This window comes from Roseospira navarrensis, from assembly GCF_009601025.1.
Taxonomy (GTDB): domain Bacteria; phylum Pseudomonadota; class Alphaproteobacteria; order Rhodospirillales; family Rhodospirillaceae; genus Rhodospira; species Rhodospira navarrensis.
Genome location: NZ_WIVE01000007.1, coordinates 46,882 through 70,169, shown reverse-complemented (window position 1 = coordinate 70,169; position 23,288 = coordinate 46,882). Strand labels below are relative to the sequence as shown.

Sequence of the window (23,288 nt, the reverse complement as noted above, 5' to 3'; positions counted from 1 at the left end):
CGCCCACGCCGGGCGCGCGCCGCGATATGTTGGAGAGACCCGATGGCGATCCCCGACACCCGATACCGATGGCCGGCGCGCCTGCTCCACTGGTCCATGGCGGCGCTGCTGCTGGCGACCATCCCCGCGGGGATCGTGATGCTGCAGGACGGACTCGATCGCACGACGCAGAACGCCCTGTTCATCTTCCACAAGAACGTGGGCGTTCTGCTGTTCATCCTCATCCTGGTCCGCCTGGCCTACCGCTGGCGACACCGGCCCGCGCCGCTGCCCGACGATCTGCCGGGATGGCAACGGACCGCCGCGCGCCTGTCGCATGGGGCGCTGTACGCGTTCCTGCTGGTGATGCCGATCGCGGGCTATGTGCGCGTCAAGGCGGGCGGGTTCCCGATCGAGACCCTGGACGCCCTGGGGGTGCCGTCGCTGGTGCCCCGCTCCGACGCCCTGGCCGAGGCCGCCAAGACGGTCCATGCCACCGGCGGCCTTGCCGTGGCCGGTCTGGTGGTTCTCCACATCAGCGCGGCGGCCTATCACGGCCTGGTGCGGCGAGACGGCGTGTTTTCGCGGATGTGGCCCCCGTTCGGGGGGCGGTCCGGATCGGGTTCGGGGCCGCCCGGTCTCACGTCAGATGGGGGATCCGGGTCTTGATGTCCTGTTCGAGCGCCGGCGCCAGAGTCTCCAGCGCGGTGATGATTTCCCGGCTGCCGTCGTGCAACTCGCGGAGCAGGGCGAACGCGCGCTCCGTATCGCCCGTGTTGTGCGCCTCAAGCGCGGCCCTGGCGCAGGCGTGGACCCGTTTGTGCGGCTCCTGGATGGCTTTCCAGCCCGGGTGGGCGGTCAGGGCCGGGTCGGTCTGCTGGTCGTACCACTTGCCGAAGCGGCAGGTGTGGTGGTCGGGCACCGACGCCGCGTCCTTGTGGACCGCCCCCATGACCGCGTCGATGATGCCCTTGCGGAACAGGATGTGGTCCACCTTGGCCGTTTCCAGCATGTAGAGCGCGGACTCGTCGCGCATCCAGTGCTCGACCCGCTCCGCGACCAGACTGTTGGCGCCGCCGATGGTGCGCGCCACCCCGTCCACCAGATCGGTGCTGGTTCGCGTCTTGTCGGCGATGCGGGTGATGCGGTCGCTGATCTCCCGCGTGGCTTCGGTCTGCTGGCCCAGGATGCCGCTCATGTCGTCGGCGCGCCGGGTGACGTCGCCCACCCGCCCGGCGGCCGCCCTCATGTCGGCCCCGGTGCGCGTGATGGCCTCGCTGCCGGAGTCCACGGCCTGACGGCTTTCTTCCATCGCGGTCACGATGGCGTTCATCTCGGTGCGCAGCGTGTCGATGCGGCCGCGAATGTCTTCCGTCGCCTTGGCGGTCTGGGTGGCGAGGGTCTTCACCTCGCCCGCGACCACGGCGAACCCCTTGCCGGCCTCGCCGGCGCGGGCGGCCTCGATGGTCGCGTTCAGGGCGAGCAGGTTGGTCTGCTTGGCGATGGCCTCGATGGAGACCAGGATCTCGCCGATCTGTTCGCTGGCCTCGCGCAGGCCCTCGACCCGCTGCGCCGTGTCGGCGACCACGGCGGCGATGCGGCGCATGCCGTCCACGGCGGTCTCGGCGCTGGACTGGCCGGCGCGGACCGCGCTTTCCACCTCGCGCGCGTCGGCGGCCGTGTCCTCGCCGGACTCGGCGATCTGGGCGGTGGAGGTGGTGAGTTCTTCCGCCGCCGAGGCGATGGTCTGGCTGGCGCCGTTGATGTCGCGTGACTCGCGGACCAGTTCGGCAAGCTGGATCATGGCGTCGTTGACCATCTCCGCCAGCTTGGCCACGTGGCGGATGTTGTCGATGCTCTCGCCCAGGCCGTACTCGTCCAGGGCCATGTCCTGGACGTCGCGGCCATAGACCGACAGCGCCAGTTCCATGTCGATCATCACGACCTTCTGGATGGCCGCGATCATGTCGATGGCCTTCCTGCCCTTTCTGTGCTGGCCGACGACCCGGAAGAAGCGATCGAGCACCTTGGCATAGGCGGCCATGTACCAGCGCTCGTCCAGGCCGATCCGGGCGTGGGCCCGGCCGACCGCCTGGGCCTTTTCCACGAAGCTCGCATCGAGGGGATGGCTGAACAGCTCCATCCAATGATTGATCTCGACCTCCTTGACCCGTTCCAGCATATCGTGTTTGGGCACGAAACCATGCAGAGGGGGAAAGGTCTCCATCTCGACATAAAAATCGTCCAGAATATTCGGGAGGTGCGGGCGCAGAAGGTCCCGGAACTCCATGACAAGAGACAGGTCGGATTGCGTGAGATTGATATACTTCTTGAATTCGTCGATGCGAACCTGATCGAGGGACGTTTTTACCATGTGTTGCGGTCTCCGTTACGTCACAAAAAAAGTAATTCTACAGAAATCCTCCCAGATTTGTTCCAACTATAATCAAATATGGTCCGGGCAACAAGTCCACACAGCGTCCGCCGCGATGCGGTGTTGCCGTCTGTCTGATCCACCAGAGGTTCATTTGCACACACTCTTGGCGCGGACCGATGGTCGCCCTCTCCGAGTGTGCAGGGCACTTGCATACACGCTTTCGCCCCCGCCGAACAACCAAGGCGGCAACGGCCTGCCCGGCCGATCCACGCACGATTGGGCGGGCCGGCTTCATCCCGGCGCGACCGTGGGGCGGCGCGGCGTTGCCTCGCGAACGGCCCGTCGATATAGTCGGGAGGAGTGAGGCCAGCGGCGGGTGAGGCACGCTCAGCCGGGTCCGGTCCGGAGCGATTCGCTCCCGGCCCAGCATCGCCGGTGGTTCCATGCATCTTGCCCGCCTCTTGACCGTCGGGTCCCCTCAGCCTCTGCGCAGCGTCGCGGTCATCATATCCCTGGCGGCCTTGGGCAACGCGGCGCTGATCGGCCTCATCAATCACGTGGCCGAGACGGTGGCGGTCCGCGAAGAGATCGGCCCACGCATGGTGCTGCTGTATCTCGCGATCTTCGCCTTCTACTACATCGCCAGCCGAGCCTCGCTGAAGGAGGCCAACCGGGTGCTGCAGGACCGCCTGGCCGGATTGCGGTTGCGCGTGGTCGGCAAGATCCGGAACACCCCGCTGCGGTCGCTGGAGCAGATCGGCCACGGCCACTTGTTCGCCGCCGTGGCGCAGGAAATCAACCAGCTCGCCCACAACCTGCCCATCTTCGTGGCCGCAGCCCAGAGCGCCTTCCTTCTTGCGTTCGTGCTGCTCTACATCGCGGTCCTGTCGGTGCCCTCGTTCCTGGTGCTGGTCGCCTGCGTGGCGCTGGGCGGGTCCCTGTTCTGGCGGCGGCGGATCGCCCTGAACCGGGCTCTCGCGCAGATCTACGACCGCGAGGCCGCGATGATGGAGACCATGGGCGCGTTCGTCGAAGGCTTTCAGGAAATCCGCCTGAACGCCGACAAGAACGACGGCTTGTACCGGCATTTTAATGAGGGTCTCGATGATCTGGAAGGGGCGGTGGTCGGCGTCGGCAGCCGCTGGGTCTCGCTTCTCCAATTCTCCAACGCTTTCGTTTATGCGCTGGTCGGGGTCGTCATCTTCGTCCTGCCGCTCTTCTTTCACGGCTATGACGACACGATCTACAAGATCGCCGCCGCCGCCACGTTCTGCATCGGCCCGGTCACGTCGATCATCGGCGCCAGCCACCTGTCGGCGAAGGCGGAGATCGGCCTGGGCCATGTCCACGACCTGGAGGCGAAGCTGGACCGGGCGGCGGTGGCGCCGGGGCCGCCCGTCGCCGTGTCCCGATACGCCGGGTTCTCGCGGATCGAATACCGCGACATCACCTTTTCCTACCGCACCCCGGACGACGAGACGGTGTTCGCGACCGGCCCCTGGACGTTCTCCCTGAACCGGGGCGAGATCGTGTTCTTCACCGGCGGCAACGGCAGCGGCAAGACCACCGTGATGAAGCTGCTCAGCCTGCTCTACACGCCGGACGCGGGCGCGATCCTGGTGGACGGCCGCCCGGTGACGCCCGAGGCCCGGCAGGACTTTCGAGAGATGTTCGCGGCCATTTTCCACGATTTCCACCTGTTCGACCGGCTGTACGGCCTGGACGACGTCGCGCCCGAGGTGGTCCAGGCCCAGATCGCCGAGATGGAGTTGGCGGACAAGGTCGCGTTCGAGGCCGGCCGGTTCTCGACCCTCGATCTGTCCACCGGGCAGCGCAAGCGGCTGGCCCTGATCGTGAGCCGTCTGGAGGACCGGGAGATCTATCTGTTCGACGAGTGGGCCGCCGACCAGGACAGCCACTTCCGGGACACCTTCTACCGCCGGATCCTTCCGGACCTGAAGCGGCGCGGCAAGACGGTCATCGCCGTGACCCACGATGACAGGTACTGGGACTGCTGCGACCGCCGCATCCGGCTGAGCCTGGGCGCGATGGAGGACACGGCGGACGAGGCCGCGGGCGGCGGGGGAGGCGGACCGACGTGGCCCTGATCGACTTCATCAGGGGCGCGCCCCGCCGGGACCTGTGGTGGATGCTGTCGCTGGCCCTGGTGTCCGGGCTGGCCAACGCGTTGCTCGTGGTTGCGGTGACCGAGGTGACCGATGTGATCGCCGTGGGCGATCGCCCCGGCGTCCTGGCCTGGGGCGGGTTCATCGCCGCGTTCCTGATCTATTACGTCGGCAACAGGGTGTCGATGCTGCGGGCCAACAGGGTGATCGAGCGCCTGCTCAAGGCGTTGCGGGCCCGGGTGATGGACCGCGTCCGGCAGTCGGAACTGCCCCAGATCGACCGGATGGGCCGGGGCCGGCTCTACACGCTGGTGGCGCAGGAAACCAATCACCTGTCCGTGACCTTCCCGCTGATCGTGGACGGGGTCCAGCAGGCGATCCTGCTGGTGGTCTCGCTGATCTATCTCGGAATTCTCTGCCTGCCGGCCCTGCTGGCGTTCCTGGCCGCGGTCGCGGGCGGCCTTGCCGCCTATCGCCTCATCGATCGGGAGTTTCGCCAGGTCCTGTCGCGGATCCACGCCCGCCAGGCGGAGATGCTGGACGCCATCGCGAACATCATCCACGGCGGCAAGGAACTGCGCCTCAACCGCGGCAAAAGCGATGCGGTGCTGTCGCGCTACCGGGTCGTCTCCGATCGGACCCGGGACCTGCTGGAACTGTCGGGCGAGACCTGGACGTCGTTCGTCCTGTTGAGCGCCGTGCAGGTCTATGTCCTGCTGGGCGTGGTCGGTCTGGTCTTTCCGGGCGTCGTGCCGGACTTCGACACGGTCATTTTCCAGGTGATCCCGGTCCTGCTGTTCTGCATGGGCCCGCTCGTCAAGCTGGGGGTGCAGTGGCCGCTGTTCTCCCGCGCGGACGTGGGCCTGCGCTCGATCCTGCAGATCCAGACCGAGCTGGCGCGGGCCGATGCGGTGTCGCCGGACGAGGCCAGGCGCAAGGCCGGCGCGTTCCAGGGGGTCCAGCGTCTCGACTTCGACGGTCTGACCTTCAGCCATCGCGACGACAGCGGCGAGGCGGTGTTCACCGCCGGTCCCTTCAACCTGGGGATCGACCGGGGCGAGACCGTGTTTCTGGTCGGCGGCAACGGCAGCGGCAAGTCCACGGTGCTACGGCTGATCGTCGGGCTGATCTTCGCCGACGCCGGCCGAATCCTCGTGGACGGCCGGCCGGTCCATCGCGAGGCCATCGCCGGGTACCGTGAACTGTTTTCGGCGATTTTCGTGGACTTCCATCTGTTCGATCGGCTGTATGGTGTCGAGGCGGCGGACCCGAACAGGGTCAACGCCCTGATTGAGGAAATGGGCCTGGCCGGCAAAGTGAGCTTCGAGAATGGCCGGTTTTCATGCCTGTCGCTCTCGACGGGGCAAAGAAAGCGGCTGGCCCTGATCGCGGCTTTGTTGGAGGATAGGCCGGTCTACGTCTTCGATGAATGGTCGGCCGAACAGGACGTGCGCTTCCGGGCGCATTTCTACCATAAGGTCCTGCCCGACCTGAAGGCGCGGGGCAAGACCGTCATCGCCGTGACGCACGACGACAGGTTCTGGCAGACGGCCGATCGGGTCGTCAAAATGGACCTGGGGCGGGTGATCTGGGAGCGGCCCGGCACCGACATCGAGAGGGGCCGATAATCATGCCCCCAGCACGGAGTTGAGGTCGCGATGGGCGTCGCACATCCGCCTGAAAACGTCGCCGACAGGGATGACGATGACGACGACGGGTATCGGGCGATCCTCCGGAGGCGGCGTCAGGGGCGATACACCGTCTGGGTGACCCTGGTTGCGCTGGCTTTCGCCATTCTCATGATCCTGCTGTGGGACCGGGTGGTCATCACCATCCACTCGGGGGAATCCGGCGTGCTGTATCGCTGGGTCAGCGGCACCGAAATGGACACGATCTACGACGAGGGGCTGCACCTGATCTGGCCCTGGGACCGGATGTACGTCTACAATGTGCGCCTCCAGACGCAGGAGCGGTCCTATCTTCTGCTGACCAACACCGGCCTGCCCGTGGACCTGAAGGTCGCCATCCGCTACCGCCCGGATGTCCGCCTGCTGCCCCGCCTGCACGTCACCGTCGGCCCGGACTACCTGAACAAGGTCGTGTTCCCGGAAACCGAGGCCGTGCTGCGTAAGGCCGTCGGTCAGTACGGGCCGGAAGAGGTCTACACCAGCAAGCGCGGCTTTCTCGAATCCATCGTCATCAGCAGTCTGACGAGCGTCGAGGACCGTTACATCCTGATCGACGATGTGCTGTTGCGCGCGGTCAACCTGCCGCCGATGGTGCGCGACGCCATCGAGCGCAAGCTGACCCTGAAGGAGGAGCTCAAGGCCTACGAGTTCCGCCTGCAGATCGCGGATCAGGAGGCGCAGCGCAAGGCCATCGAGGCCGGCGGCATCAAGGCCTATCAGGACATCATCAAGCGGAGCCTGACGGCCGACCTGTTGCGCTGGCAGGGGATCCAGGCCACGCGCGAACTGGCCACCTCGCCGAACGCCAAGACCGTCGTGATCGGCGCCGGGGAAAGCGGTATGCCGCTGATCCTCGGCAGTGACCGATAAGGAGGATCGCCGTGCGCGCGCAGCCCCCCGATCCGTCCCGGAGCGCATCGCAGCGGAACCGCGTGCGGGCCAGACGGCGGCGTCTGGTGCCGGCGGTCGCGCTGCTCCTGCTCGGGTGGGCGATCAGCGTCTTCAGGCCGGACTTCACCTTTTCCGAGGTCGGCCTCGCGGACCGGGGTCCCGCCGGGGCGGAGGCCATCCGGATCGTGCTGGTCGAGCCCCCCGCGCACACCGACCAGTTCATGGAGGGCGCGCGGCTCGCCGCCAGCGAGGTGAACCGGGGCGGCGGCATCTCCGGGCGGCCGCTGGCGCTGGTCCACGCCACCGAGGATGCCTACGACGAGCACACGGAACTGCAACGCGTGGTCGCCGATTCAATGCGGCTGGCCAGCGCGATTGCGAAGAAGCGGGACCTGCTGGCCGTGGTGGGCCATGTCTCCTCGGCCACGGCGATCCCCGCCAGCGGCCTCTACGAGGAGAACGACATCCTGTTCCTGGCCAGCCATGCCACGGCCTCGTCGCTGACGCGCCACGGGTTCGACACCGTCTTCGCCCTGCAGCCCAGCAACGCCGACATCGCGGCCGTGATGGCCCATTACGCGTTGCTTCAGGGGCACCGCCGGTTCGTTCTGCTGGCCGACGACACCGGCTATGGGTCCGAGATGGTCTCCTTCTTCCGCAACTGGGTCGCGCTGAACCAGGGCACCGTTCTGTTCGATGGCTCGATCACCAGCCACCAGCGCTCCGTCGAGCGGCTGGTGCTGTTCCTGCTCGACAACGAACTGTTCCGGCCGAGCGACATCGATGCCATCTTCCTGACCGCGTCCTCGGTCGATGACACCGCGACCTTCATCAATACGGCCCGCGGCCTGGGGGTGAGCATGCCGATCCTGGGGCCGGAGTACCTGTTTTCCAATCTGATCCTCAACCGGGTGGACCGTGCCGCCATGAAGGACGTCGTTGGCGCCTCGATCTATGACGGCGACAGCCAGCAGCCGGCTGCCGAGACGTTCAGGACGGCGTTCCAAGAGCAGTTCGGGGTTGAGCCGGATCAGGTGGGGGCGATCGGGTACGATGCCGTCAAGCTGCTCGCGGAGGCCGCAGAGCGGACCGGCGAGATCGAGGCCGGAAAACTGTCCGACACCCTTCGGATCATGCGGTACGATCGACCGTTCGAGGGTGTGACGGGGCGCCTGGTGTTCGATGCCAGCGGTCTGGTGACGGACACCGACGTCTTCGTCGTCCGCCACGACGGCACCCGGTTCGAGACCGTGGCACGTTACAGAAAGCCGCTGGACTGGCAGGTGCTCGTGGGGCCGCCCCCCGCCCCCGACCTGAAATGACGGGAGAGGTTCGATGCCCTACCTGATAAACCCCTGGACTTTCCTGCTCTGGATCGGTCTGAGCTGGGTCGTCGGCCTGCTGGGTCGGGACAAGAAGTTCGGCTTGTTCGGCAACTTCCTGGTCGCCCTGATCTTCTCGCCGCTGGTGGGGTTCATCGTGCTGCTGGCGTCGGACGACCGCCCGACCGTGGCCCGGCGTCCCTCGCGGAAATAGGATCGGTTGGCGCTGCGCCGGGCGGGCTCGGACGCCAATGCAGCGCGCCGCCGCGGACCGTTTTGCCCCTTGCGTGGGGATGAAAACGGTCCGGGCGGGAGTGCATGCAACTCCCGCCCGGCGTCACCGACTGTGTCGAAGGCGTCATCCTCGTCGCGCGGTATCAGGCGGCCTCGGACCCGCCCTTGCCGCTGGCGGCGCCCTTCAAGCCGGCGGCCACCTCCTTGCCCTTGCGGAACTGCTCCTCGTAGAACGCCCGCACGTCGTCCGCGCTGAGGTCGAACAGCGAGCCGCCGCCCTCGAAGTGGTTCACCATGACCCGGCCCACCGCGTAGGTGGTCGCCCCGGAGACGATGGGAAGCGAGGCCATGCCGACCATCCAGCCGATGCCGGGGATCAGCTTGAAGGCACTGGCCGCCAGAACATAGCCGCCGCCGTAGCTGACCACGCCCCCCGCCAGGGCGGAGATGATGTTGCGGGCCGCATGTTCCGAGAACTCTTTGCCGTACAGGTGGGACAGCTTCTGGATCATGCGCAACTGGATGCCGGCCACGGCGGCGATGTCGAACAGCGGCACCGGCACGCTGCCCGCCGCCACGGAGGCGATGACATAGCTCTTGATCATGTTCTCGGCGGAGAGCGCCCGGGTCGTCTTCTCCGGGTCCGCTCCGGGGGCCGCACCGGCGTCGTCATCCGCGACTGAGTCCGATTTCACCATCTCTGTCGTCTCCTTGTGCTGTTCCGGCAGGGTGCTGTTCCGGCAGGGTGCTGTTCCGGCAGGGGCGGTTCCCGGAGCCGTGGCGCGGAGAAACCACCGGAGGACCTTGAGGGATTCCAACTCACAATCCCGACCGTATCGCGGTTTCCCCGGCAATGAAAGGTCCGTTCGGCTTCCGGATCGGTCTCGGTCGCGGAGACCCGCCTCATGCCGTGGGGGCCAGCGCGTCCAGAACGTGGCGCAGGCGCTTGAGGTTGCCGCCGGTGGGCGACAGCACCGGCCACACGCGCGACGGCGACTCCCGGGCCAACGTCTGCCGGATCAGGGCGGCGAAGGTCCCCGAGGGGCTGATGTCCACGTACCGGGCCCCGCCGGCATCCTCCAGGGCCTTGACCGTGGCCCGGACCTTCATCGGGTCGCGCACGATGCGCCAGGCCAGGTCCGGGGTCCGCGTGTCGATCGGCGCCACCGCACGGCACGACCAGACCGGCCAGAATCCCGTTTCGCGGGGCGGGTCCAGGTCGGCGCGAAGGGCGGCCTCGGCGCCGTCGATCCAGCGGGAGTGGAACGGATGGGGCACCGGCAGGCGCTGGAAGATCAGGTCGCGCCGCCTCAACTCGTCTTCCACCGCGGGCAGGTCCTCTGCGAGTGCGGCCAGCGTGATATGCCGATCCGCGCTCACGCCGACCAGTTCGGTCCGCGCCGCCAGGACGGCGCTGTCCGCCTGGACCTCGGGCGGGGCCAGCACCGCGATCAGCCCGCCCGGGGGGCATGTGCGGGCGAACAGGGGGGGCTTGTCGGCGATGGCGCCCAGCATGGTTTCGAACGAGACCATGCCGGACACGGCCATGCCGCAGAACTCCCCCAGGCTCACGCCCAGCAGCATGTCGGGGCGCACACCGTGGTGCTGCATCAGCTTGGCGGCGGCGTATTGCACCAGGAACAGCGCGGGGTGCGTGACCGCCAGCCGGTCGAAGGGGTCGCTCAGCCGCCGGTCCGGGTCGTATGTGGCCTGCAGCAGGGAAATCCCGTGGCGCTCGCGGACCAGTTGGTCGCCGATGCGCATCCACTGCCGGAACACCGGCTCGTGCTCCAGCAGGTCCGCGCCCATGTGGTAGTATTGCGCGCCCTGTCCGGCGAAGCAGAAGACGACGGGCAGGGAGGATGGAGCGGGCGGCATGCGGAAATCCCCAAGCGAGACCCTGGCTGAGCGACGGCTGTTCTGGCACGACCGGACCGGAGTCCACAACCCGGCCGCCGCGCGCGACGTGGTCCGGGTGCGCTGGCTGCCCGTGGCGGCGGTGGCCGCGCATCAGTGGCCGCAGCTCGCCGCCCTGCTGGACGAGGCCGAACGCGACCGCGCCGGGCGGTTTCACTTCGAGCACGACCGCCGTGTCTTCACGCTGGCTCATGCCCTGGCCCGCGCCGTGCTGACCGTGGCCGCCGGGGGCGCCCCGGCGCCGTCGGCGTGGCGCTTCACCGAGGGCGCGCAGGGCAAGCCGGAGGCGGTGTGCCCGCCGGGGTGTCCGCGTCTGCGTCTCAACCTGTCGCACACGCGGGGGCTGGCGGCCGTCGCGCTGGCGGTGGACCATGATGTGGGCCTCGACGTGGAGTGGGCCGGGCGTCCCGCCTCGAGCCTCGACCTGGTGGACCCCTTCTTCGCGCCGTCCGAGGCGGCGGCCGTGCGCGCGGCCCCGGAGGTCGCGCGTCTGGACACCTTCCTGGCCCTCTGGACGCTGAAGGAGGCCGTCGTCAAGGCGGTGGGCACCGGGTTGTCGCAGGCCCTCGACTCCTTCGCCTTCACGCTGGACCCCCTGTCGCTGCGGTTCGCACACGGCAGGGACACCGCCGACCGCTGGCTGGTCCGGCGGCTCGATCCCGGCCCCGACCACCGGATGGCCCTGGCCGTGCGCTGCGAGACGCCGGACCGGCTGCGCGTGGATGCGGCCGCGGCGTCCCTTGCCGATGTGCTGGCGCTCGCCTCCTGAGGGTATCCCAACGGCTTCTGACGAAGATCGTTGAAGTCCGTGGCCGGCCCTCTCCCCCACCCGGCCACCCACGAGAGTATCCTATGGGTGGCCGGGTGGGGGAGAGGGCCGGTGCCGCAGGTATGATCAGCCCGGCCCCGGCAGGATCTCTCTCAGATAGGCCGCCATGCCGCGCGCCGGGTCCCACTGGCGGGGATAGCCGAGCGAGACCTCCTCGAACCGGGTGCCGTCGCGCCAGTCGGTGCGGCGCGTGTGCAGATGCCCGCTGACCACGACCGCCGCGTTGAACCGACGGTGCCAGTCCTCCGTCCGGCGCGTGCCGCACCAGGGCGTGAAACGGGGCACCCGGGGAATGTGGATCAGGTCGCGCCGCAAAGGGTAGTGGTTGACCAGGACCGTGGGCAGCGCCGGGTCCAACGCCCGCAGGCGGTCCTCGGTCAGCCGCAGGCGCGCTTCGCACCACGCCTCGTTGGAGCCGAACGGATCGGGGCGCAGCAGCATCTCGTCCGCGCAGACCGATGCCGCCGCCCGCGCCCAGGGGACGACATCCTCGCGCGCCACGCCCGCGTCGCGGAAGCTGTAGTCGTAATGCAGGAACAGGGGGGCCACGATGCACGGCCCGCCCGGTCCGTCCCAGACCGGATAGGGGTCGTCCGGGGTCAGGACCCCATGCGCCCGCGCCAGGGCCACCAACGCGTCGTAACGGGCCTGCCCGGCCAGGGGCGGAGCGTCGTCGTCCATCTCCGGCACCGACCACAGTTCGTGGTTGCCCGGCACCCAGAGCACGCGATCAAAGCGCCGGCAGGCCTCAATGAAGGCAAGCCGGACGTGCGCGAAGCGCTCCGCCACGTCCCCGCCCAGGATGAGCCAGTCCCCGGGGAAGGCCGGCAGGTCCGCCAGCGCCTGCCGGTTGGCGGCGTTCGCCAGATGAAGGTCGCTGATCGCCACAAGTCGCATGCATGCAGTGTGACGGCGTTGGCCAGCGATGCAAGGGGGCCTCGGCACTGCCTCGGCCGTCCTTGACCGGCCCTCGGGCATGGGGCACGGTTGAGCCGTCAGTTTGTGCGCGTCGGGAATGGCGTGCTGCGACGCCGGGGGACCGCCGTGACCTTGCAGACAGCAGTGCTGCCGGATGGTCGGACCATCTCGTGCGTCAACACCTACGAGGTGGCGTTCGCGGCGCACGAGATCTTTTCCGATGACCTGACAGCGCACCGGGTGACCCTGCCGGCGGCCGGCGTCTTCCTTGACATTGGGGCCAACATCGGCCTGTTCGCCCTGCGTCTGCGGGACAAATGCCCTCAGGCCCGGATCATTGCCTTTGAGTGCATTCCCGCCATCTATCGAGCACTCGAAGCCAACGCGGCCGCGCTGGATCCTCCCATCGAGGCTGTCAATCTGGGACTGTGGGACCGGCCGGGCACCCTCGTTTTCGACTATTTTCCCGGGGTCGCCGCCCTGTCCACGGCCCGGCCCGAGGTGGGGCGCACGCTGGCCGATGGTCTGCGCGCGCTGCTGTCCGGCCAGGGGGTCGCGGACGACGTGCGGGCCCTCATCGAACACACGGGAGCGGACGCCGCGCGGGACGATCCCGCGTTCCTGGACCACCTGTTCCGGACCGAGCCCGTGACCGCCCGCGTGGATACCCTGTCCAATCAGATCGCCGTCCTGGGGCTTGATCGGGTTGATCTGCTCAAGATTGATGTCGAGGGGGCCGAGCGGACCGTTCTGGCCGGGCTGTCCGACCAGGACTGGCCCAAGGTCCGGCAACTTGTCGTCGAGGCGCATCAGGGTGAGGACGATACCCTGGCCCTCGCGGCGGACCTGAGGGCGCGCGGTTATCGTGCCACCATCGGCGGCCATCCCCTGTCCCAGGGCGGGGCGCCTGTGTTCCATGTCTACGCCACGCGGGATGCCTGAAGGGGAGGGACGGATGGAAGGCCCTGAGGACTCCGGCGCGGACACGACGGACGGCGCCGGCTCGGCGGGCGCCACCGACATCGACTGGTGGTCCACCCTGGCCGACCCCGGTTTCCTGCGCCATCCCTATCCCGAACTGGCGCGCCTGCAGGCGCTGGGGCCGGTCCATTTCGACCAACGGTCGGGTGTCTATTTCGTGCTGGGGCACGCCGCCTTCGCCCGCATCGTCAAGGCGCCCCAGATGGGGCGCGACACGCGGCACTGGGCCGACGGCTGGTGCAGCGAGGCCTATCGTGCCCGCGACCCCCTGGGCTACCGGCTGTTCAGCGAATTCCACCCCCAGATGATCAACATGGACGGCGCCGATCATGCCCGCATGCGCGGCGTCTACGAGCCCGCCTTCCGCGCCCAGCCCACCAAGGCCCTGGTCCCGCTGGTGGAGGCGGAGGCGCGCCGCCTGCTGGATGCCCTGCCGCGCCGCGGGTCGGTGGATTTCATGGAAGCCTATGCCGGGCCGTTGCCGCTGCGGGTCCTGTGCGCCCTGTTCGACATCCCCGAGAGCCTGGACGAGACCATCGGACGCTGGAGCGCGTCCCTCATCCGGATCGGCGACATCATGATGACCCCCGACCAGAAGCGGGAGGCCCTGGACGCCCTGACCGAGTTCAAGGCGTTTCTGCGGGAAATGGTGGCGGCGCGGCGCGCGGCGCCCTGTGACAGCCTCATGGACATGGCGATCCGCGCCTACGACGCCGGCACGCTGAACGAGGAAGAGACCCTGACCAATCTGGTGTCCATGCTGATCGCCGGGCACGAAACGACGGTGACCCTCATCGGCAACGGCATGCTGCTGCTGCTGCGCCATCCCGACCAGATGGCCCGCCTGCGCGCGGATCCCGGCCTGATGCGTCCGGCGGTCGAGGAGTTCCTGCGTCTGGAACCGGGCGGCAACATGATCCTGCGCATTGCCCGGGAGGACTTCGAGGTCGAGGGCACCGTCATTCCCGCCGGCGCGCCCGTGATCGGCCTGATCGGCGCCATCAATCGGGATCCCGACCGCTTCGCTGATCCGCACGCCTGCGATATCGGTCGCGGCGGCAATGCCCACTTCACCTTCGGCGGCGGGGCGCATTTCTGCATCGGCGCGCCGCTGGCCCGGCTGGAAGCGCAGGTGGCGTTCTCCGAACTGCTGGCGCGCTTCCCCCGCATTGATCCCGACGGACCGGAGCACTGGCGGCTCGACCGGCTCAATGCGCGCGGGCTGGCGCGCCTGCCCGTGCGGCTGGAGGCCGCGTCATGAGCGCCGGGACCCACCCCGTCGTCGGCATCGAGGCGATGAACGTCTATGGCGGCCTCTGCGCGCTGGACGTCCGGGCGCTGTGCACCCATCGCGGGCTGGATCTGCCGCGCTTCGAGAACCTGCTGATGCAGGAAAAGACGGTGGCGCTGCCCTACGAGGACCCGGTGACCTTCGCCGTCAACGCCGCCCGGCCGCTGATTGATGCGCTCTCGCCCGAGGACAAGGCCCGCATCGAAATGGTGGTGACGTGTACCGAGTCCGGGCTCGATTTCGGCAAGTCGCTCAGCACCTACATCCATCATTATCTGGACCTGCCGGGCAACGGCCGCCTGTTCGAGATCAAGCAGGCCTGTTACGCCGGGGCCGCCGGCCTGCAGATGGCGGTGAATTTCCTGTTGTCGGGCACGTCGCCGGGCGGCAAGGCGCTGGTGGTGACCACCGACCTGTCGCGCTTCGCGCTGGCGGACGCCAACGCCGTGCAGGAGTGGGCCTACTCGGAACCCAGTTCGGGCGCCGGGGCCTGCGCCATGCTGGTCAGCGACACGCCGCACGTCTTCCGCATCGATCGCGGCGCCTACGGCAATCATGCGTTCGAGGTGATGGACACCTGCCGGCCCGGTCCCGACACCGAGGCGGGCGATGCCGATCTGTCGCTCATGGCCTACCTGGACTGCTGCGAGAACGCCTACAAGGACTACGCCCGCCGGGTCGAGGGAGCGGATTTCCGCGACACCTTCGGCTATCTTTGCTTCCACACGCCCTTCGGCGGCATGGTCAAGGGCGCGCACCGGCACCTGATGCGCAAGCTGTACAAGGCGAAGCCCGCCGAGATTGAAGAGGACTTCGCCCGGCGTCTGGGGCCGAGCCTCGCCTACGGCCAGCGGGTCGGCAATACCGCCGGCGGCTCGATCTTCCTGGCCCTCGCCGGAGTGATCGACACGGTGGACTTGAGCCAGCCGCAGCGGGTGGGGGTGTTCTCCTACGGCTCCGGGTGCTGTTCGGAGTTCTTCTCCGGCGTCATCGGGGCGGAGGGGCAGGCGCGACTGCGCGCCATGAAGATCGCCGAGGCCCTGGACCGGCGCTATCGCCTGTCCATCGACGAGTACGAGATGCTTCTGCGGGGGGAGTCGGTGGTGCGTTTCGGCACCAGGGACGCCAAGCTCGACCACGATATCCTGCCGGGGGCTTGGCCCCTGACCCAAGACACCCCCCACCTTGTGCTCGACTCCGTGGTGGGATACCAGCGCCAATATCGGTGGGTCTGACCTTGGCGGACTGGTGCGCCGTGCGGGAAGGGGGGGGCGGACGTATGCACGAGATCCTTCAGTCGCTTCGCGCCTTCAGGATGACATCCTATCATTTTATCTGGTCATCCCGAGCAAGCGAAGCGACGCGAGGGATCTCGGGAGACGCGCTCCGACGGGGCGGGCCGTGCCGTCATGCTCCCCTGGGCGCGTTGGCTTGGATGAAGGGATGAGGGTCATGGACAGCGACGACATCGTCGAGATCATCGTGCGTCACATCCGGGACGTGGTGCCGGAGCTGGCGGATCACCCCATCGGCCGCGACGATGCCATGGCCGATTTGGGTGTGGATTCGATCGAGCGCGGCGAGATCGTGGTTGCGACCCTGGAGGACCTGGGCCTGGACATCCCGCTGGTCCAGTTGCACGGCCCGCGCAACATCGGCGAACTGGCCGACCTGCTGCATGACAAGCGCGCGGCCTGAGGCGGGGGCGCCCCTCGCCGTCACCGGCCTCGGGGCCGCCTGCGGCCTCGGCCACGGCACGGCGGCCCTGCTGGAGGGCCTGCTGGCCGGCCGCGACGTGTTCGGCGTGCTGGCCCGCCCCGGCCGCCAGGCGCCGGACGGGAGCAGCCGGTTCCTCGGCGTCGAAATGCCCGATCCTCCGTCGGTGCTGCCGCCGCGCCTGGCCCGCACGGTCGGTCTGCCGGGGCTGGCGGCGGCGGCCGTGGTGGCCGAGGCCTGGCACGAGGCCGGCCTTGACGCCGTCGCGCCGGAGCGGGTCGGGCTGGTGGTGGGCGGCTCCAACCTGATGGGCCGCGACCAGGTCCTGGCCGCGCGCCGGTACGGGGATCGCCCCGCCTATGTGCCGCCGCGCCATGCCCACGCCGTCCTGGATACCGATCTGTGCGGCGTGCTCTGCGCCGCCTTCCCCGTGCGCGGGTTCGCCCATACCGTCGGCGCGGCGTCGGCCAGCGGGGCCGTGGCGGTGCTGGAGGCCGCGGCGGCCGTGCGGGCGGGGCGCGTGGATGCCTGCATCGCGGTCGGGGCCCTGCAGGACCCGTCCTGGCTGGACCTTCAGGCGCTGACGGCCCTCGGCGCCATGGGGTCGTCGCGCTTCGCGGATGCGCCCGGCCGGGCCTGCCGCCCCATGGACGCCGACCACGACGGCTTCCTGTACGGCGAGGCGAGCGCGGCCCTGGTGGTGCAGCGGGCGGAGGAGGCCACCGCCGCGCCCTGCGGCCTGATCCTCGGCGGGGCCGAGGTGGTGGACGGGCAGCGCGGTCCCGAGCCGGACACGGCCGCCCAGGTGCGGGCGGCGCGGCTGGCCCTGGAGGCCGCCGGGCTGACGGCGGCGGACATCGATACCGTCAACGGCCACGCCACCGGCACGCCGCGCGGCGATTGGGCCGAGTTGGAGACCTACCGCACCCTTGGCCTGCGGCATGCCCGCATCAACGCCACCAAGTCGGTGATCGGCCACGGACTGGCGGCGGCGGGCGCCATCGAGATCGCGGCGGTCCTGCTGCAGATGCGGGCGGGGCGCCTGCATCCGACCCGCAATCTCGACACGCCGCTGGATGCGGATTTCCGCTGGGTGCGGGGCGAGGCCGCTGACCATGCCATCCGCCGGGCGCTGAAGCTGTCGTTCGGGTTCGGCGGCATCAATACCGCCCTTGTCCTGGGAGCCCCGGACCATGCCTGACATCAGGGGCGAGACGCTGACCGCCCGCATCGACGGCGGCGTCTGCCGCCTGTGCTTCACGCGACCCGAGGCCGGCAACACCATCACCGCGGCCCTGGTGACGGAGATGGACGCGGCCCTGCGCCGCTGCGAGGACCCGGCGAGCGGTGTCAGCGTCGTGGTGCTGGAAGGCGCGCCTGATGTCTTCTGCACCGGCGGGGATTTCGAGGGCATCGCGGACGACGCCCCGTCCAACGATCCCGAACCGCTGTACGACCTGTGGCAGCGCCTGGCCGAGGGACCGTTCGTCAGTGTGGCCGTGGTGCGCGGGCGGGCGAACGCCGGTGGTGTGGGCTTCGTGGCGGCCTGCGACCTCGTGCTGGCCGAGCCGTCCGCCAGCTTCAGCCTCTCGGAGTTGCTGTTCGGCCTGTATCCGGCCTGCGTGCTGCCGTTCCTGGTCCGCCGGGTGGGCCGCCAGACGGCGCACGTCATGACGCTGACCACCCAGCCGATGGGCGCCGCAGAGGCGCTGCGCGCGGGGCTGGTGGATGCCCTGGACGAGGCCGCCGAGCCCCTGCTGCGCCGTCACCTCGTGCGGCTGCGTCGCCTCGCCCGGCCGGCCGTCGCGCGCTACAAGCAGTACACAGCCGAGATGGACGGCGCATGGCTGGCGGCGCGCCGGCCGGCGGCCCTGGCGGCCAACCGGGAGATGTTCGCCGACCCGGCGGTGCGGGCCGGCATCCGGCGCTATGTCCGCGAGATGAAGTTCCCCTGGGAGGATTAGCAGGCTGCGGAAAAAGCCGTCCGGCCGACTGGATGAACAGGCCCAAGACGCCCACCCTCCCGAGATCCCTCGGCTCGCTTCGCTCGCTCGGGATGACACACGCCATTGAAAACAAAAGAGAACGTCATCCTGAGCCGCCGAAGGTGGCGAAGGATCTCGAGAGGAGGCATCCAGAGGAGTTTCTCAACCCGATCAGGCGGCCCCGGCCGTGCGCAAATCCACCACCTTTTCCAGCGGCGGGGTCACGCGGGTGGACAGGGCCTCCGGCGCCCGGGCGCGCCGGACGAAATCGTGGTGCAGCAGCACCGTGGACAGCAGGAACAGGAAGGTCTGGTTCTCCTTGGTGCTGATGCCGTCGGGCGGGCTGGTCAGCACCTTGCGCGTCAGGCGCTGGGCGAAGCGGGCCTCCAGGAAGGGCAGGGCGGCCAGTTCCGCCTCCGACCGGACCAACTCCAGATAGTCCGGCTGCGCCTGTGCGAAGGCGGCGACATCCGGGGCGCGATAGGGAAACTTGCGCTTGCGCACGACGGCCTCGGGCAGGTCGGCGGCGAAAGCATCGCGCAGCAGCTTCTTTTCGTCGAACCCGTCGTCGAACCGCAGGTTCACCGACCCGGCCAGGTCCACCACCGCCTTGTCCAGGAACGGGCAGCGGTTCTCGACGCCGTGGGCCAGGCTCATGCGCTCGCCCTGCGTGGACAGCAGGTAGCCCGGCAGCAACGTCTTGTACTCCAGCCACTGCGCCCGCTCGACCGGGCTCATGGCCTGGTATGCGGGCGTTTCGGCCACCAGCGCCGACAGCGGCGCGAAGGGATCGCCGGCATCGCGCATCAGGCGGGCCGAGAAGCGGCCGTTCTGGAAGCGCAGTTCGTGCGAGAACAGGCCCGGCATCCGCTCTTCGGCGAACTGCTGGTACAGCCCCGTGACGGCGGCGATGTCCCGGGGACCGTAGTGCGCATAGTGCGGATACAGCCGCATCAGTCGCTCGCGGCGCAAGGCCTCGTCGCTCTCGCTCCAGGCGGCGCGCAGCAGGGTCTCCTTGAACAGGTCATAGCCCAGATAGGCCTCGTCCGCGCCCTCGCCGCTGAGGACGACCTTGATGCCGGCCTCCCGGGTGCGGCGGGACAGCAGGAACATGGGCACGAAGGCGCTGCGGAAGGTGGGCACTTCGGCGTGATACACTGCGTCCGGAAAGGCCGCGGCGATGTCCTCCTGGGTCACGCGCAGGGCGTGGTGGCGCGAGCCCAGGTGGTCGGCCATCATCCGCTGCTCGGCGGATTCATCGAATTCAGCATCCGCGAATTCCACCGAGAAGGTGGACAGCGGCCGGTGCGTGATCTCGCGCGTCAGGTGGCCGACGATGGCGGAGTCCACGCCGCCGCTGAGATAGACGCCCACCTCCACGTCGCTGCGCAGGCGCATCGCCACGCTCTCGGTCAGGCGGTCGCGGATCAGGTCGCGCGCGTCGGCCGCCGAGGCCACGGCCGGGCCGTCGTCGAAGGTGAGCGAGGCGTAGGTGTGCCGGCTCACACGGCCGTCCTGCACCGACACCCAGCAGCCCATGGGGACGTTCTCGATCCCCTCGAAACCGCTCTGGTCGGGCAGGGGCGTCCACTGGCCGAGGATCGAGGCGATCTGGGCCGGATCCTGGCGGAAGGTGAAGCCCGGAACGGCCAGGAACGCCTTCATCTCGGACGCGAACACCAGCCCCGGGCCATGGCGGGCGAAGAACAGCGGTCGCTTGCCGAAGCGGTCGCGCGCCAGCACCAGCCGGCCCTCCAGGCGGTCATAGAGCGCGAAGGCGAAGCCGCCGTTGAAGCGGGGCAGGGCGGCGTCTCCCCAGGCGCGCCAGGCTTCCAGCACCACCTCGGTGTCGCAGCGGGTGTGGAAGACGTGGCCCTTGGCCTCAAGCTCGGCCCGAAGCTCGCGGTAGTTGTAGATTTCGCCGTTGTAGCAGAGCCAGACCCGTCCCTCGGCGTCCCCGAACGGCTGCGCGCCGTGGGCGGGGTCGAGGATGGCGAGGCGGACCGTGCCCATCGCGCACGGGTCGTCCACCATGTACCCCAGCCCGTCGGGACCCCGATGCGCGATGGCGCCCAGCATGCCGGTGACCACGCGCGGCAGGTCTCCGGGCGCCGTGTCAGACTGGAACAGGCCGGCGATCCCGCACATGGCCGGTCAGGAGGCGGCGGGCAGGGCGGCCACCTTGCGCAGGACGGTCTCGCGGATCTGGGTCAGGCTGACGAGGACGTTGCCGGTCATTTCCTCTTCGGTGAACGTGATTCCGTATTCCTTTTCCAGAAAACGGCAAAGCTGAACGTACCCGAAAGAGTCCATGACGCCTTCCTTGAAAAGGTCTGACTCCTCGGTGAGCGTCTCGTCGAATTCGACAAGGAATTGCTCTTCAACAAAGGCGCGAATCTTGTCCATCGCCGGCCCCGCGCATCGTGATGGTGCAGGATGCTTCGGCGGGATTTCTCGTCACCCCACCGCGCTCACCTGGGGCCGACTCTGCCGCATTTCGGGTCGCCATGGCAAATGTTCCGTTTCCGGCGTTGCTATCGGGGGAGCAAGCCCTCAGACTGACCCTTGGGTTGCCTGCGGGCTGACTGGATCGCGTCGGACGGTGCGGATGTCCGGGCTGCCCGGCGTGGCGGGCGTGCGCGGGACGCGACGGGCCGGCGGCAGCGGCGTCCGTTGCGGTCCGACGGGCACCCTCCGGAGGAAACGCGAGGGTCGAATGAAGGCGTGGATCTTTCCGGGCCAGGGTGCTCAGCGTATCGGCATGGGCGAGGCGCTGTTCGCGGCGTTCCCCGACCAGACGGCCGCGGCCGATGCGGTGCTGGGCTTTTCCATTGCGGACCTGTGCCTTGCCGGGCCGATGGAGCGCCTGACCGAGACGGCCAACACCCAGCCCGCGCTTTACGTGGTCAACGCGCTGGCCTATCTGCGCCAGTTGAACGAGGTCGGCACGCCCCCGGATGTGCTGATGGGGCACAGCGTGTCGGAATACGTCGCCCTGTTCGCCGCCGGGGTCGTCGGGTTCGAGGACGGCTTGAGGCTTGTGGCCCGACGCGGCGCCCTGATGGGCGAGGCGAGGGGCGGCGGCATGGCCGCCGTGCTGGGCCTGGACGCCGCGCAGGTCGAAGAGGTCATCCAACGCCACGGCCTGACGGATGTCTTCGCCGCCAATTACAACACGCCGCGTCAGATCGTCGTGTCCGGCCGGCGCGCGGCCGTGGAGGCCGCCGAGCCGCTGTTCCTGGAGGCCGGCGCCTCGCATTACCGCGTGCTGACGGTCGGCGGGGCCTTCCACACGCCGTTCATGCAGCCCGCCCGGGACGCGTTCGCCCCCTTCATCGCCGATGTGCCGCTGGCCCCGCCCCGGATCCCGGTCCTCTCCAACGTCACCGCCCGGCCCCACGCCGACGATCCGGAGAGCATCCGCGCCCGCATGATCGATCAGATCACCGCGCCGGTGCGCTGGAGCGACAGCATCCGCTATCTGCTGGCCAAGGGCGTCACATTCGCCGACGTCACCGAGATCGGTCCCGATGGACCGCCGGTGGTCAAGCCCATGGTCAAGCGCACCGAGCTGGAGGCCGGGGCGCTGAGCGCGGATGAGTTGGCGCGGGAGGACGCGCCGCCCGCGCCGGTCGAACCACCCAAGCCGCCCGAGCCCGCCCCCGTCCGGTCCGCCGGACCCGGTGTCTCGGTGGAACGTCTGGGCTCGCGGGCCTTCCGCGAGGCCTTCGGCGTGCGCCATCCCTATGTGAGCGGGGCCATGTACCGGGGCATTGCCTCGGTGGATGTGGTGGTGCGCATGGCCAGGGCGGGCATGCTGTCCTTTTTCGGCACCGGCGGTCTGTCCATCGACCAGGTGCGCGCCGCCATCACCGCGATCCGCGCGGCCATCCCCGCCGGGGCGGCGTTCGGGGTGAACGTGCTGGCGCACGTCAACCGGCCCCAGCTTGAAGAGGACATGGTTGACCTGCTGCTGGAGCAGGGGGTTCGGGTCGCCGAGGCCTCCGCCTTCATGGAGGTGACACCGGCCCTGGTGCGCTACCGGGCGCGGGGACTGGTGGACGCGGGCGGTGGCCGGGTCGAGGCGCGCAACCGGATCATGGCCAAGGTGTCCCGCCCGGATGTGGCCGCGCAGTTCCTGTCGCCGGCGCCTGAAAGGGTCGTCGAACGGCTGGTGGCGCAGGGGACTCTCTCCGCCGACGAGGCGGCGCTGCTGCGCCACGTGCCGATGGCGGACGCCATCACCGTCGAGGCCGATTCCGGCGGCCACACGGACCAGCGCATGCCCTTCGCGCTGGTGCCGGCGGTGCTGCGGGAGCGCGACCGGGCGCAGGCCCGCTTTCCGCGCTTCGGCCCCCTTCACCTGGGGGCCGGCGGCGGGATCGGCACGCCGGAGGCCGTGGCGGCCGCGTTCATGCTGGGCGCCGACTATGTCCTGACGGGCTCGATCAACCAGTGCACCGTCGAGGCGGCGACCAGCGATGCGGTGAAGGACATGCTGGCCGGCATGAACGTCCATGACACGGCCTACGCGCCCTCCGGCGCCATGTTCGAGCTTGGATCCCGGGTGCAGGTGCTGAAGAAGGGACTGTTTTTCCCGTCACGGGCGGAAAAGCTGGTCTCCCTCTACCACCGGCACGAGCGCCTGGAGGACATCGAGCCCGCGCTGAGCCGCCAGATCCAGGACAAGTATCTGCGGCGCAGCTTCGCCGACATTCTGTCGGACCTGAAGGACTCGCTGCCCGCCGACGAGGCGGAGCGGGCCGAGCGGATGCCCAAGCACCGCATGGCGCTGGTGTTCCGCCGCTACTTCCAGGACACCTCGCACTGGGCCATCACCGGGGATCTGGCGCGCCGGGTGGACTTCCAGGTCCACTGCGGCCCGGCGCTGGGGGCCTTCAACCAGTGGGTCGCCGGCACCGACCTGGAGGACTGGAAAGCCCGCCACGTGGACGGCATCGCCGAACGCCTGCTGGACGAGACGGCCGCGCTGCTGGGTCGCCGGTTCTCCGCCCTCGTCGGCGCCTGAGGGGG

The 23,288-nt window shown here is 69.1% G+C and carries 20 protein-coding genes; 14 read left to right on the top strand and 6 right to left on the bottom strand.

Annotated features, from left to right (window positions below):
* Positions 1-42: 42 nt before the first annotated feature.
* Entirely contained in the window at positions 43-648 is a 606-nt protein-coding gene (locus GHC57_RS04135) for a cytochrome b (protein WP_153341472.1), read from the top strand.
* Here the strand turns inward: GHC57_RS04135 and GHC57_RS04130 are convergent.
* The gene (locus tag GHC57_RS04130) at positions 620-2,353 is read right to left on the bottom strand and encodes a methyl-accepting chemotaxis protein (RefSeq protein ID WP_153341470.1); all 1,734 of its coding nucleotides are present in this window, start codon (positions 2,351-2,353) and stop codon (positions 620-622) included. The genes GHC57_RS04135 and GHC57_RS04130 overlap by 29 nt on opposite strands.
* Before the next feature lie 446 nt (positions 2,354-2,799).
* On the opposite strand from GHC57_RS04130, the gene GHC57_RS04125 reads away from it, so the two are divergent.
* From GHC57_RS04125 to GHC57_RS04105, 5 genes are read left to right on the top strand one after another with little or no spacing between them, the layout of a single operon-like run.
* Positions 2,800-4,464: a cyclic peptide export ABC transporter gene (locus GHC57_RS04125; RefSeq protein WP_153341468.1), complete on the top strand. Its 1,665-nt coding sequence runs from the start codon at positions 2,800-2,802 to the stop codon at positions 4,462-4,464.
* Entirely contained in the window at positions 4,455-6,110 is a 1,656-nt protein-coding gene (locus GHC57_RS04120; protein WP_153341466.1) for a cyclic peptide export ABC transporter, read from the top strand. The genes GHC57_RS04125 and GHC57_RS04120 overlap by 10 nt, the downstream gene beginning before the upstream one ends.
* A gap of 30 nt (positions 6,111-6,140) precedes the next feature.
* Complete coding sequence (locus GHC57_RS04115) at positions 6,141-7,040, top strand: prohibitin family protein (RefSeq protein WP_153341464.1); 900 nt, start codon at positions 6,141-6,143, stop codon at positions 7,038-7,040.
* Positions 7,041-7,051: 11 nt separating this feature from the next.
* Complete coding sequence (locus GHC57_RS04110; RefSeq protein WP_153341462.1) at positions 7,052-8,383, top strand: ABC transporter substrate-binding protein; 1,332 nt, start codon at positions 7,052-7,054, stop codon at positions 8,381-8,383.
* Between the two features lie 13 nt (positions 8,384-8,396).
* The gene (locus GHC57_RS04105; protein WP_153341460.1) at positions 8,397-8,597 is read left to right on the top strand and encodes a hypothetical protein; all 201 of its coding nucleotides are present in this window, start codon (positions 8,397-8,399) and stop codon (positions 8,595-8,597) included.
* A gap of 163 nt (positions 8,598-8,760) precedes the next feature.
* Here GHC57_RS04105 and GHC57_RS04100 read toward each other — a convergent pair whose 3' ends face one another.
* Together GHC57_RS04100 and GHC57_RS04095 are read right to left on the bottom strand one after the other, a co-directional pair.
* Positions 8,761-9,315 (bottom strand): YcjF family protein, encoded by a 555-nt coding sequence (locus GHC57_RS04100; RefSeq protein ID WP_153341458.1) that lies wholly within the window; start codon positions 9,313-9,315, stop codon positions 8,761-8,763.
* Positions 9,316-9,520: 205 nt separating this feature from the next.
* Complete coding sequence (locus tag GHC57_RS04095) at positions 9,521-10,495, bottom strand: acyltransferase domain-containing protein (protein WP_153341456.1); 975 nt, start codon at positions 10,493-10,495, stop codon at positions 9,521-9,523.
* On the opposite strand from GHC57_RS04095, the gene GHC57_RS04090 reads away from it, so the two are divergent.
* Complete coding sequence (locus GHC57_RS04090) at positions 10,494-11,303, top strand: 4'-phosphopantetheinyl transferase family protein (RefSeq protein WP_153341454.1); 810 nt, start codon at positions 10,494-10,496, stop codon at positions 11,301-11,303. The two genes, GHC57_RS04095 and GHC57_RS04090, sit on opposite strands and share 2 nt — an antisense overlap.
* A 126-nt stretch (positions 11,304-11,429) precedes the next feature.
* On the opposite strand, the gene GHC57_RS04085 is transcribed toward GHC57_RS04090, so the two are convergent.
* Positions 11,430-12,260 carry a metallophosphoesterase family protein gene (locus tag GHC57_RS04085; protein WP_153341452.1) on the bottom strand — a complete coding sequence of 277 codons (831 nt, stop codon included), beginning with the start codon at positions 12,258-12,260 and terminating at the stop codon, positions 11,430-11,432.
* A 147-nt stretch (positions 12,261-12,407) separates the two neighbouring features.
* Between GHC57_RS04085 and GHC57_RS04080 the strand changes: the two genes are divergently transcribed.
* The 6 genes from GHC57_RS04080 (at position 12,408) to GHC57_RS04055 (ending at position 18,233) form a co-directional block, all read left to right on the top strand.
* Complete coding sequence (locus GHC57_RS04080; protein WP_170294672.1) at positions 12,408-13,223, top strand: FkbM family methyltransferase; 816 nt, start codon at positions 12,408-12,410, stop codon at positions 13,221-13,223.
* A gap of 13 nt (positions 13,224-13,236) precedes the next feature.
* Positions 13,237-14,523: a cytochrome P450 gene (locus GHC57_RS04075; protein ID WP_170294671.1), complete on the top strand. Its 1,287-nt coding sequence runs from the start codon at positions 13,237-13,239 to the stop codon at positions 14,521-14,523.
* The gene (locus GHC57_RS04070) at positions 14,520-15,788 is read left to right on the top strand and encodes a hydroxymethylglutaryl-CoA synthase family protein (protein WP_153341446.1); all 1,269 of its coding nucleotides are present in this window, start codon (positions 14,520-14,522) and stop codon (positions 15,786-15,788) included. Before GHC57_RS04075 ends, GHC57_RS04070 begins: the two co-directional genes overlap by 4 nt.
* Before the next feature lie 217 nt (positions 15,789-16,005).
* Entirely contained in the window at positions 16,006-16,251 is a 246-nt protein-coding gene (locus tag GHC57_RS04065; RefSeq protein ID WP_153341444.1) for an acyl carrier protein, read from the top strand.
* Positions 16,232-17,470 (top strand): beta-ketoacyl synthase N-terminal-like domain-containing protein, encoded by a 1,239-nt coding sequence (locus GHC57_RS04060; RefSeq protein ID WP_153341442.1) that lies wholly within the window; start codon positions 16,232-16,234, stop codon positions 17,468-17,470. The genes GHC57_RS04065 and GHC57_RS04060 overlap by 20 nt, the downstream gene beginning before the upstream one ends.
* Positions 17,463-18,233, top strand: a complete 771-nt coding sequence (locus tag GHC57_RS04055) for an enoyl-CoA hydratase/isomerase (protein WP_153341440.1) — start codon at positions 17,463-17,465, stop codon at positions 18,231-18,233. Before GHC57_RS04060 ends, GHC57_RS04055 begins: the two co-directional genes overlap by 8 nt.
* A 192-nt stretch (positions 18,234-18,425) precedes the next feature.
* Here the strand turns inward: GHC57_RS04055 and asnB are convergent, their stop codons facing one another.
* Together asnB and GHC57_RS04045 are read right to left on the bottom strand one after the other, a co-directional pair.
* Positions 18,426-20,402 carry an asparagine synthase (glutamine-hydrolyzing) gene (gene asnB / locus GHC57_RS04050; RefSeq protein WP_153341439.1) on the bottom strand — a complete coding sequence of 659 codons (1,977 nt, stop codon included), beginning with the start codon at positions 20,400-20,402 and terminating at the stop codon, positions 18,426-18,428.
* 6 nt (positions 20,403-20,408) lie between these two features.
* Positions 20,409-20,660, bottom strand: a complete 252-nt coding sequence (locus GHC57_RS04045; RefSeq protein WP_153341437.1) for an acyl carrier protein — start codon at positions 20,658-20,660, stop codon at positions 20,409-20,411.
* Between the two features lie 310 nt (positions 20,661-20,970).
* Here GHC57_RS04045 and fabD point away from each other — a divergent pair, with 310 nt between their 5' ends.
* Positions 20,971-23,283: an ACP S-malonyltransferase gene (fabD, locus tag GHC57_RS04040; RefSeq protein WP_153341435.1), complete on the top strand. Its 2,313-nt coding sequence runs from the start codon at positions 20,971-20,973 to the stop codon at positions 23,281-23,283.
* Positions 23,284-23,288 lie beyond the last annotated feature (5 nt).